Annotated in this window: 10 protein-coding genes; 8 read left to right on the plus strand and 2 right to left on the minus strand. The window is 45.4% G+C overall.

Features of this window, described 5'->3' with window-relative positions:
• Positions 1 to 66: 66 nt before the first annotated feature.
• Together IT291_05030 and IT291_05035 are read right to left on the minus strand one after the other, a co-directional pair.
• Entirely contained in the window at positions 67 to 909 is an 843-nt protein-coding gene (locus IT291_05030) for a nucleotidyl transferase AbiEii/AbiGii toxin family protein (GenBank protein MCC6220590.1), read from the minus strand.
• Complete coding sequence (locus tag IT291_05035) at positions 899 to 1543, minus strand: hypothetical protein (GenBank protein MCC6220591.1); 645 nt, start codon at positions 1541 to 1543, stop codon at positions 899 to 901. The genes IT291_05030 and IT291_05035 overlap by 11 nt, the downstream gene beginning before the upstream one ends.
• A gap of 313 nt (positions 1544 to 1856) precedes the next feature.
• Between IT291_05035 and IT291_05040 the strand changes: the two genes are divergently transcribed.
• The 8 genes from IT291_05040 to IT291_05075 form a co-directional block, all read left to right on the plus strand.
• Complete coding sequence (locus IT291_05040) at positions 1857 to 2387, plus strand: bifunctional precorrin-2 dehydrogenase/sirohydrochlorin ferrochelatase (protein MCC6220592.1); 531 nt, start codon at positions 1857 to 1859, stop codon at positions 2385 to 2387.
• Positions 2388 to 2424: 37 nt separating this feature from the next.
• A complete protein-coding gene (locus IT291_05045) occupies positions 2425 to 3642 on the plus strand; it encodes a radical SAM protein (protein MCC6220593.1) in 1218 nt (405 codons plus the stop codon).
• Positions 3639 to 4829, plus strand: a complete 1191-nt coding sequence (locus tag IT291_05050; protein MCC6220594.1) for a hypothetical protein — start codon at positions 3639 to 3641, stop codon at positions 4827 to 4829. The genes IT291_05045 and IT291_05050 overlap by 4 nt, the downstream gene beginning before the upstream one ends.
• A 15-nt stretch (positions 4830 to 4844) precedes the next feature.
• The gene (locus IT291_05055) at positions 4845 to 5858 is read left to right on the plus strand and encodes a hypothetical protein (GenBank protein MCC6220595.1); all 1014 of its coding nucleotides are present in this window, start codon (positions 4845 to 4847) and stop codon (positions 5856 to 5858) included.
• A 3-nt stretch (positions 5859 to 5861) separates the two neighbouring features.
• Complete coding sequence (locus IT291_05060) at positions 5862 to 6233, plus strand: cytochrome c (GenBank protein ID MCC6220596.1); 372 nt, start codon at positions 5862 to 5864, stop codon at positions 6231 to 6233.
• A gap of 105 nt (positions 6234 to 6338) precedes the next feature.
• Positions 6339 to 7160 (plus strand): uroporphyrinogen-III C-methyltransferase, encoded by an 822-nt coding sequence (cobA, locus tag IT291_05065; protein ID MCC6220597.1) that lies wholly within the window; start codon positions 6339 to 6341, stop codon positions 7158 to 7160.
• A gap of 5 nt (positions 7161 to 7165) precedes the next feature.
• Positions 7166 to 7561 carry a CbiX/SirB N-terminal domain-containing protein gene (locus tag IT291_05070; protein MCC6220598.1) on the plus strand — a complete coding sequence of 132 codons (396 nt, stop codon included), beginning with the start codon at positions 7166 to 7168 and terminating at the stop codon, positions 7559 to 7561.
• 1 nt (position 7562) lies between these two features.
• A partial coding sequence (locus IT291_05075; GenBank protein MCC6220599.1) for a c-type cytochrome occupies positions 7563 to 8752 on the plus strand: 1190 nt, incomplete at its 3' end.

An 8752-nucleotide genomic window follows, 5' to 3' on the forward strand; every position in this document is an offset into this window, starting at 1 on the left:
AAACTCGGAGTATCTATGCAGTTGCGCGCATGCCCTTCCCACAAATACTTTTCGGGAGGGGCATGACTACCTGACCGCGTAATGCTTCAAGTAGAGCGCATCATAGCTAGCCTTAAGATTGGTAGCAAAATCTCTAGCCTCAGCTGGATTTTCTAGAAAATCTACGAGGTCGTTTTCTATACTTCTCGTGCTAACGGATTTAACTTTTTCCCCGACTACACTCCACATGGTTTCTTTTGAGGCAAAACCGGTAAATGCCCATCTCGGCTGAATTGCCTTATGCATATACCAGATGAGATCGTAGTAATCCCGACCCTTAGCATCCGATACAACGCCCTGTTCTTTGTGGTGGCGCATCCATGTGCGATTTACTAGAGCACATATCTTCGAGGCCATTAGCGTCGGCAGATCGTATCGCTTAATAAAAAAGGTGCGCTGGATTCTAAAAATTGGCTCGATTTCGACAGCGTAGGACGACAACAAGCGAGTTGTCGAATTTACTTCAATCTTTACATGCAAGTAGTCAGATTGATCGAGCGTAGCTATCTGCAATGCGTGCAATACTGGGAATTTAAGATACAGTCTAAATTTTTGCACACTAGTGCTCAATTCTGGATAACCTAAACTGACGCGAAAGTAGTCTAGCATATCGCCTTCAAGTCTACGAAGGTCAAAGTCGCCATCCAAGTATTCAAAATCCAGAGCTTCAGATAGTCTGGGAAGGCCAAAGCAGTACCGCAAACATGTTCCGCCATAGAAGATAAGGGCTCGAAAGTCATTATGCTTATAGAGAAAATCAAGCACATAAATATGCAGAGCTTCCTTTAATCTATTTCTTCGATACGCCAGCGTAGATTGGGGATTTAGCTGAAGTGCCTGATAATAACTCTTGAGCTCATTAACTAACATACATAGCCTCTAGCAGCTTAACGATTTTCATTAGTTTGCGAGAACTACTTCTTGCTGTTAGTTCTTTGAGCTCAGCAAAGTCACGTTTAGAGAGAAGATGCGCATTTATCCTCAATTCATTAACGATACTAGGGGATATATTTTTTAAGTCCTTTTTTTTCATGTATAGATAATCAAAGAGGGCTTGGATACGTGAAGCGCATTTTACTGTAAAACGGCCTTTGTTAATCGTGTCAAATTTACCAAGTATATTGTTAGCAATATTTCTATATTGAAAGTAACCGAGGGCATTACTTATAAGAACCGGGCGTTTCGGCGTAAGGCTCGTAATAGTAGTAACCGCCTCTGTAAGGAGCTCGTGCTTTGCTAAAACATATTCGCAACTAATGTAAGATGGAGACACGAGCACATTAGCCAAAAATTCCTGATAAGCAACTATCTCTCCTAATTCTCTAACAGAAGAGATAAAAGCTCTCGTGGCATAAACACTGCGCCTTAGCTTAAGGATCTCACCGCGCTTGGCCATGCGATATAAAAATACTTGAGCAGTCTTGTCGGGAACTAGTATAGCCCGTAAGTCAGCGCTAGAAAAGTAAGGAAGCCCCTCTAATTGTCTTAATATTGAGTCTTTCATGGCTATCTATTGCAGAAGTACTACAATAACCGTAGTACTTCTGCAATAGATGGAACTTAAAGCTTCGCCAAGTTATAACTTAACCCACCATCAGAAACAGAAGTGCAACACTCCCCGCATGAATCATGTAAGGTAATCGAACCAGCCCTAAGTAGCTAGAAGCATAAGAGTATATTCTCGCACCCAACAATCATTTTGCCTAACGTTGCATTAACTAAGAAAAAATAATAGCTAAATCATTGACTTACCCCACAACGGAGCATGGCAATCAATGACTTACTTTCCTTTATTTTTAAATACTAACTCGAGGCGTGTGTTGATAGTGGGGGGCGGTGAGGTGGCGCTTAAAAAACTGCACTCTATTGTGCAGTTTACTAAGCAATGCACGGTGATTTCGCCTACCGTAATTGAGGCGGTGAGGGACTTAATTGATAGTTACAGCTTAGAATACCTTCCTCGGGTTTACGAGCGGGGCGATGCTTCAGGGTTTTCTCTTGCAGTGGTTGCCGTTAGCGATTTAGATAGGCAAAAACTCATTGGCGAGGATGTTAAGAAATGCGGTGCGCTTTGTTGCCTTGTAGATTTTCCCCATGAGTCAGACTTTATATTTCCGGCTCTTATCCACGATGGCGAGCTAACGGTTGCAATTTCAACTAATGGTGCATCTTGCAGTTTCGCTAAGAGATTAAAGGAAGAAATTGAAAAGATCATTCCCAAAACAAGCAATCTTTTTCTAGACAACATGAAAAAAGTTAGAATACAACTGCCCAAGGGAAAGGAGCGCCAGGAGATTCTGCGCAAAAAAGTTGCCGATTTTTTTGCAAGTGGCGGCAAGAATTACTAGAATGAGTAAGCGCTTAACACCCTAACTATCCAAACACATGCTACAAATCTCAGAACTGCTTCGCAGCGCTATCGCTACAAACTCCGTTAACAACATCGACGTAGCTCAGCAGTTGCGGGACCAGGCAAAATCGCGCTTTCTCGAGAACCAACCTCCAGTAGTAGTGTGGAATGTAAACCATAGCTGCAACATGACCTGCCCTCACTGCTACGCTTCAGCAAAACTAAAACCCGAATTTGACGGGGTAAGCACTGAGGAAGCCCTATCCATAATCGACAAACTTCACCACGACGGCATTAACATAATAATTTTTTCGGGGGGCGAACCGTTAATGCGTAGCGATTTAATTGAACTAATTCGCTACGCCACTGCCAAGCGTTTATCCTGTCATCTCTCCACCAATGGCACGCTAATAACCCCACCAATGGCCGCATCGCTAAAAAGTGCAGGAATTCGCTATGTGGGGGTGAGTCTCGATGGACTTGAAGAATTTAACGACAAACACCGCGGCCTAAAAGGCGGATTTAAACTTGCTTGGGAAGGAATCCTCAACGCCAAAAATGCGGGCCTTGCTACGGGCTTAAGAATGACCCTAACCGCTGCAAACGAACATTATCTCTTTTCGCTATTAGATCTTGCGGTGGAGCAAGAGATACCTCGCTTTTACGTCTCTCATTTAGTCTACAGCGGCCGAGCGAAATCCTATGCCCGCTATGACCTCGACAATGATCGCAGTAGACAAATTACCTCATTGCTTTTTAAGCGCGCAGTGGATTTGTTAGACCAAGGCAAGAAAATTTCCATCGTCACCGGCGGCAACGATGTAGATGGAGTGTTGCTTTACAAATTTGTCTGGGAGCAGTTTGGCAAAGAACGCGCGGAGTTAATCTATGGCCTCCTTACCCAGCGCGGAGGAAACAGCGCCGGAGAAAAGATTATTAATATCGACCACAAGGGCAATGTCCATCCCGATCAATTTTGGCAGACTACTGATTGCGGCAATATTTTAGATAAATCACTCTCCGAGATACTAAAGTCTCCCTTAATCGAAAGACTACGCGAGCGCGAAAAATATCTAACCGGCAAGTGCAAGGGCTGCATATTTATAAAACTCTGTCGTGGCTCGCACCGCGAGCGAGCTTTGGCGGCAACCGGCGATATGTGGGCGCCCGATCCAGCGTGCTATCTAAGCGAAGATGAAATTTCTTTACCAAACTCAACTAGCCTAATTGATTTTAGCGGGGCAAGTTTATGAAAAAGATTATCGGTGCGATTTTGCTGGCACTAATATGCTGTGCGCAAATTGCCTTGGCCGACAGTAATTTTTCCGGAATTGGCAAGTTAGTTTTTGTAATCAAGCGGGAAAGCGAAAAAGTTGCCGTAGTCGATCTCGAAACCCTCGCGGTGATCAAACAAATCCCCCTTTCGGGAAATTTGCGCCATGCCTCAATGGTTTTTGACCCGGCACTTACTTATGCTTATGTCGCTACCAGAAATGGCCGCCTGGCACGGATTCACCTCCCCACGCTGGAGAACCACGGCAGCCTAAAGACTTCCAACAATTCCATCGGCCTTGCCATCTCCCAGGACGGAAAGACCGTTGCCGTCGCCGATTACCAGCCGGGAGGGATAACTCTTGTCGACACTAAGACCTTTAAAGTGATTAAGCGCATTCCTGCCGAGGTCGAAGTTAAGCATCAAAAAATCCTCTCTCGGGTTACCGGCCTAGTAGATGGACCCAACAATACCTTTATTTGTGGCCTCATGGATGCAAATGAAATTTGGCTCCTGGCCCAAAACAAAAAGGGCATATACGAGATAAAAAAGCGCTATGCTGCCGCCACAATGAATCCCTTTGATGGATTTGTAACCCCAGAGGGACGTTACTACGTTGCAGGGCATTTTAACTCTGACAAGATTAGCCTTATCGATTTTTGGGAGGAGAGCGAAAAAGCTAAGAGCATAGTGGTAGATCCCCACAAGTCGCCCAATTTGCCGCCGGTTAAGATGCCCCATATGGAGGCGTGGGCCGTTGCGGATAATCAAATATTTGTTCCCCGTGCGGGGACTAACAAGATTTCAATTCTTACAGGAGATGATTTTCACTTTGCCGGAGAAATTAACTTACTTGGCGATCCCGTTTACGCCGTGGTTCACCCCAATCATCGCCAGCTGTGGGTCACATTTTCAGGAGATGAGGTCGATGGCAAGATTCAAGTAATAGATACTAAAACCAAGCAAACCATTTCCGTAATTGACGCGGGAAAGCGGATATATCATCTAGTCTTTACGCCAAGAGGAGACCAGGCGTTAGTATCTTCTAATGAAACCAATGAGCTTTTGGCCATAGATGCAAACACTCTTAAAATCATAAAAAGAACGAGAATAAAAAGCCCCTCGGGAATATTTGGCGTTTGGCGTGCTTTTCAAATAGGACTTTAATTTAAGGTAAGGATAGTGAACGAAGAAATTAAAAACCAACTAGCAAAATCACTTCAGCGCCAGGTTCCATTGGTGAGCCAACCGTTTACTGCAGCCGGTGACCCCCTGGGGTTAAGCGAAAAAGAGGTAATTGATCAAGTCCTTCTTTGGCGAGAGCAAAAAGTGCTGCGAGAAATTTCAGCAATCATGGAAGGAGACCTTTTAGGCTACGAGGCGGCCTTAGTTTGCGGCAGGATTCCCCAGGAGCGACTTCATGAAGTTGCTGAGATAATATCCTCTCACCCCACGGTAACGCACAACTATGAGCGCAACCACGACTTTAATCTGTGGTTTACCATATCCGTGCCAAGAGAAATGGGGCTAGACCAAACTTTAAGAATTTTAGAAAACATTACGGGCATTGATCATTACTACCCTCTGCGAAGGACCTTGACCTTTAAAGTCGGGGTAGTTTTTGATTTGCACTCCCTTAGTAACGATACCGCACTCAAAGAAGGTGCTTCTTCTTGCGACAACCTAGTCATTACTGAGGAAACTAAGAAAATTATTTTGGCTCTTCAACAGGACCTACCCACGGTCGCACACCCGTTTCGCACTTTGGCCGAAAAAAACGGCATTAGCGAAGAATCCTTGCTCCACTTTGCCAGTACTTACCTAGGAAAAGCAGTGCGAAAGTATGTGGCAACTTTTTTACACCGCAAGCTAGGCGTCAAATTTAACGCCATGACCGTTTGGAACATTCCTCAAGCAGACTTAAAAGAGAAAGGACTAAAGCTTGCCGCAAATCCTCAAGTAAGTCACTGTTATGGGCGCACCACTATACCAGACTTCCCCTACTCGCTCTATGCCATGGTGCACGGGCCAACCGACGAGCATGTGCAACAGGTGGTAAGCGATATTGCCGAAAAAATCGAATGTCGAGATTACTTAGTGCTTTATTCCCCAACAGAGTTTAAAAAGTGTAGGCTGCGCTATTTTCTTCCTCAGCTAGACGACTGGTGGAGCAAATTTGCCACGCACCTTGGTTAAACAATGAAGACCTACGCAGTAAAATATTTTCTATTGGCGTTATTCATCGTTAGCCTTAGCAAAGAGGCTTATTGCGAGGGAACGTCTCAGGATCCCTTAATGGCGCAAGGAAAAAAGATTTACGAAGACATGCAGTGTGGCTCCTGTCACGTTTTTCGCAAGGAAGGGGTGTCAAATATCGGACCCAAGTTAGATGAAATTGCCAGCACCATGGATGGCACGATGATACGAGAAGCTATCATCGAACCCAATCGCAGCATTGCTAGTGGTTTTAAGGCGGACATAATGCCTAAGGATTATCGCGACAAAATGAGTAACGCCGATCTCGATGCTCTTATTTACTATCTCACTAACGAGAAGCTTGATGAAAACTAGGAATAATTGCTTATATACGTATTGCTAAGAACAGGGAGCGGTGAGTATACCTTAGGGAAGAGCTTAAGCCACGGAAATCTTTTTTCACTATAGTATTTTTAAAATATGAGTTACCAGCATAGCCCTAAAGGTAAGATTTTTCTAATCGGGGCAGGGCCTGGAGACCCCGACCTACTTACCATTCGAGCTGTTAAAGCTCTATCTATTTGCGATGTAGTGCTCTATGACTTTTTGGTTGGCGACGAAATTTTAGGTCATTGCAAACCGGGAGCCGAAAAGATTTTCGTAGGAAAACACAAGGGCAATCACTCCTTACCGCAAGACGATATCAATTCTCTCATTGCGCATAGCGCCATGAAAGGGAAAATTGTTGGCAGACTAAAGGGGGGAGACCCCATGATATTTGGCCGTGGTGGCGAAGAATACGAGGCACTAATGGGCCTAGGACTCGATTGCGAGATAATTCCTGGAATAACCGCTGCGCTGGGAGCAGCGGCTGCTCTCGCGCTTCCGCTAACCCATCGCGAATATGCATCGGAAGTTACCTTAATTACCGGTCACCGACAGAAAAACGGAGACTACTCACGGTTTCGTTCTCTAGACTTCACTCAAAGAACTTATGTCGTATATATGGGCTTAACCATTATTGACGAGCTCGTTAGGGAGATCTGTCGCAAGAATCCGAATGGCGCATCTGTGCCAGCGGCGATTATAAAAGATGCCACGCTTCCTACCCAAGAAGTTTACACCGCCTGGGTGGGAAAGCTCCCGGAACTCGCCAAGGAGCACAATATTCAATCACCGGCCCTTATCGTCATTGGAAACGTCGTGCAGTTTCTCGAAAAGTACGGCAAGCTCGATATCGCCGGTGGGAAATGTATCTCTTATGGGCGAGTTGGGGATGAGCCAAACTCCTACACTCATTAATTGAGATGAATTGCCTCTTACTTGTGGCGCATGGAAGTAAGCGCCCAGAGTCCAATGAAGAAGTGCGCCAACTAATCGAGCGCATAAGGGCGGAAGTTAAAAACCGCTTCGACGTAGTAGAACTAAGTTTTCTCGAGATATCACAACCCAGCTTATCGACCGCTATTGATTACTTAGCTAAGAATCAAGCTAAACAAATTATAGTCTTTCCTTACTTCCTTGCTCCAGGCAAGCACGTAGCTCAGGACATTCCCAGCATTCTGTCGTCTAAGCAGACACAGTACCCAGAGGTTAAAATTGCCATGACTCCTCATCTCGGTTGTGCTAAGGAGCTAACTAGCCTAGTCGTGGAAATAGCAAGCAATTACCTTACTTCTAACGCCATTAAAAGGATTAAGTGAAATGCAGATTCGTCTCTATTATATTTCTATTTCCCTTGCCTTATTTGCCACCGCTATACTTTTTTCTTCATCTCCCCTCTGGGCTGAAAATGAGACATCGGTTAACGAACTCTACCAATCGCACTGCGCTAGCTGCCATGGAGAAGGGCGCCTTGGACTAATGGGGCCAGCCCTTCTGCCGGAAAGTCTGGAAAGAACCCCTAAACCGCTCGCCGCAAAAAAAATTCGCGATGGCGCCATTGCTACGCAAATGCCTGCCTTTAAGAACACTTTAAGCGAGGAACAAATTGCCGCACTCACCGAGTATATCTATAAGCCTCTAGCCACCCTTCCCAGCTGGGGCGAGAAGCAAATTAACTCTTCTCGCGTTATTTATCACGACATATCGCAGCTACCCTCAAAGCCAATCTATCAGGGCGATATTTTAAATATATTTTTAGCAGTTGAATTGGGGGATCAACATGTAAGCGTCATAGATGGCGATAACTTCTCCGTTCTTCATCGCTTTTCCACCAGACCGGCCCTTCACGGTGGCATAAAGTATTCGCCCGACGGAAGATTCGCTTATCTAGCCTCGCGCGATGGGTGGATTAGCATTTTTGATGTGTATAACTTTAAGACCATCGCGGAGGTTCGTGCCGGCATTAACACCCGAAACATTGCAGTCTCAAGAAACGGGAAATATCTAATAGTAGGAAATTACCTCCCTCACACCGTCGTCATTTTAGATGCCCTAACTCTTAACCTGCTCGAGTTCCTCCCAGTAGCCTCGAAAGACGGCATTACCTCGCGCGTGAGTGCGGTCTATGATGCGGGCCCGCAACAAAGTTTTGTCGTAGCGCTTAAGGACGTTCCTGAAATGTGGGAGATTTCGTATAGGCATAGCCCAACCAAAACTGGTAGCCACTTCTTTTCCACCCGCCGCATTGCGCTAAGTAACGTGCTTGACGACTTTTTTTTCGACGATGACTTTAAACACATCTTAGGAGCAAGCCGCACAGGAGAGTGCTCGGTAATCGAACTAGCAAGCGGCAAATTAGTTAAGAAACTTAAACTAGAGGGCATGCCGCACTTGGGCTCGGGAATTATGTGGACCTACCAAGGAAAGCGCGTCATGGCGACCCCCAACCTAAAACAAGGCCTCATCAGCATTATTGACACGAGCACCTGGAGCATCATTAAGAACATTGA

The sequence above is a fragment of the Deltaproteobacteria bacterium genome (assembly GCA_020845775.1).
Classification (GTDB): domain Bacteria; phylum Bdellovibrionota_C; class UBA2361; order SZUA-149; family JADLFC01; genus JADLFC01.